The organism is Calothrix rhizosoleniae SC01 (genome assembly GCF_900185595.1).
Taxonomy (GTDB): Bacteria; Cyanobacteriota; Cyanobacteriia; order Cyanobacteriales; family Nostocaceae; genus Calothrix_A; species Calothrix_A rhizosoleniae.
Window position 1 is genome coordinate 1 of record NZ_FYBH01000455.1, and the last position, 2,504, is coordinate 2,504.

2 protein-coding genes and 1 pseudogene are annotated in these 2,504 nt (G+C 43.1%); all 3 read left to right on the forward strand.

The window, feature by feature from the left end; genetic code table 11:
- Window positions 1-794: pseudogene (locus CALSC_RS26835) on the forward strand (hypothetical protein); the annotation flags it as partial.
- Window positions 781-1,068 carry a hypothetical protein gene (locus CALSC_RS25360; protein ID WP_088243952.1) on the forward strand — a complete coding sequence of 96 codons (288 nt, stop codon included), beginning with the start codon at window positions 781-783 and terminating at the stop codon, window positions 1,066-1,068. The pseudogene CALSC_RS26835 and the gene CALSC_RS25360, both read left to right, overlap by 14 nt.
- A 473-nt stretch (window positions 1,069-1,541) precedes the next feature.
- Window positions 1,542-2,504: IS110 family transposase (locus CALSC_RS25365; protein WP_143288399.1), on the forward strand; the 963-nt coding region annotated here is incomplete at its 3' end.

Sequence of the window (2,504 nt, forward strand, 5' to 3'; positions counted from 1 at the left end):
CCATTGGTGGTGGTGTAAAAGTCCTTGACTGCGAAGGTACACCGGAAGATTGGCAAGGCTTAGAGGTAATTGGTAGGGGAGAGGATTGGTGGGAGATTAACGCGGCGATGGAAGCCGAATTAGAAGAGTTAAGCACCAGGATTAAGACTCGCTATGAACAAGGTGACAAGGCGCTAGTGGGAACCGATGAAATTACCATCGTAGAAGAGTATCCAGAAATACGCCAAAAGTGCCCAGTAGCGGATGAATGGTTTGAACGTCATGCCCGTAGGGGTCGCAAAGCACGGCGTTTCATCATCTGCTTGTCCCAATTCGACCGGGTAGGAGCTTGGGGACTGGAAGGTAAAGCCGATTTAGCTGATTGTTTCTACAAACTACGCCTAGGGAAAATTGCGGTCAATCATGCCAAATCCTTGAAAAAAGATACCTTGGTTGCTTGGTTACGCCAAGACCAAAGCCACGCTTTACTTGATGATTCACCTTGTAAACTCCCATCATACCGGGAGATGAAAGCCTTACCAATGGCTTACACCAGAACCATTCCACAACTAAACTCAAACAATAAAAATGACCCCGAAAAAACCCCTGAAAATGCCGTAAAAACCAGTCAAGACAAGGATTCTAGCGATTGTTTTTCTGATGAAGGTACCCTACTGTGGCGGCTGATTCAAAAGCATGGAGGTGATAAAAGTGACAGTTACGTGATTACAGAAGTCATGGGATATACCGGCAAGCGGTACGGGGAAGGTAAGCAAATTTTACAGGAATTGAGGTGTAAATATGAGCAGGAATAATCAAGTTAATTCAGATGAAAGAATAATCACATATCAGAGAGTTTTAAACCTAGGAAATTATGAGTCAAAAAGGTTAGAAATTAGCGAATATCTTGATGCTGATGAAGATATAGAAATTGCTACTTCACGCTTAATGGAGTTGGTTGAACGCAAGATTAGGGAAGATTCCCAGCGAAAAATTGAAGAGGAAATTAGGGCAGCGATGGCACGTTTAACGGAGCTGAAAAAGCAGATAGATGAAACAACCCAAGAAAAAGAAATTTCCGATTTCTGAAAGCCCACACCAGAAGAGGAAATTGATGATGAATATTTACAAGAATATAACGCCAAGTTAATGATTTCAGATACGCCTGATGAGTTGGTTTGACACCCCAACGAAACGGTGGGAGTAGCCCACCGTCGCGGATTGTGTCCAAAGCAGTTCGTAATGGCTTAAACCTTGGGATGATGGCTTTGAGAGTGAGGTGGGCTTTGTGCCCTAACAATTTCGTAAGCTATTCCCAAAATTGAGCCATTTGCTAATACAAAAAACCGCCTGATGAGCCGGGTTGACCACTTGGCGAAACACTGGATTCAGTGTCGCGGATTGGGTCCAAACCAGTTCGTAATGGCTTAAAAATTGGGAAACGGCTTTTATTGTAGAACAGGCTTTGTGCCTAAACAATCTCGTCAGCTGTCCCCAAAATTTAGCCATTAACAGCTTTGAGAGTGAAGCGGGCTTTCGTGCCCTAGGGAGATTCATAAGCATTGAATCAAAAAAAAATTAAATCACCCAACATACTAGGCGTTGATGTCAGCAAAGCCTCCGTATCGTGCTGTCTTTTGTCAGGTCGTCCACCTGTTCCAAGAGAATTTTATTATACTTATCCATTTTCTAAATTCAATGCTGACAAATTTGGCTTGGATAGTCTACTAGCAATGAATATGGATATTGCTATCCTTGAGCCAACAGGTACAAATTATTCTAAAATTTGGGTCACTCACTTAGAACGTGCTGGGGTAGAAGTGCGTTTGGTAGGTCACAAAGAATTGAGGAATTACAGAGCCTATCACCTGGGCTTACCAGACAAAGATGATGACGCTGATTCCCTGGCTTTGGCTTGTTATGGCTTTGACTATTTTCAAGAAGAATCACGCTTTCTTCAACGCCGACTACCAATCATTGCCCGAATACGGGAATTATCTTTACGGCTAAACCATCTCAACCGCATTCAGTCACCAATAATTAACCGTGCCCGTCAAGACCTCGCCTGGCAATTCCCAGAAGTTGCTCATGTTTCTAGTGTTAGAGGCAAACATAAGGACACCCCCCTTTTGTGGGGCTGGTTAGCTGGTGAGAGACAATCAAACCACTACACAAAAAAATATGAAAACTCTTGTGGCTTGGGACTGACTGGAACTGTTAGATGGCACGCCCAAAGAATATGCTCAATCGAAAGAGAACAGCAGGTAATAGAGATAGAACTAACTGAATTGCTTCAATATGAACAGTTTCGGCCATATCATCAAGCCTTCGACCTGTTTGGCTTTGGACTGCGCTTACGTTGCATAATCCTATCTCAAATATTTCCCCTCAATGATTTCCTCAAAGATGGTCAACCAGAAATCAAGCAATTACGTGGCAGAAAATCAGGTAAACCTACCAAACGGCATTTATCATTACGGAGGTTTCAGAAAGCTTTGGGTGTAGCACCATCACAAGAATCATCC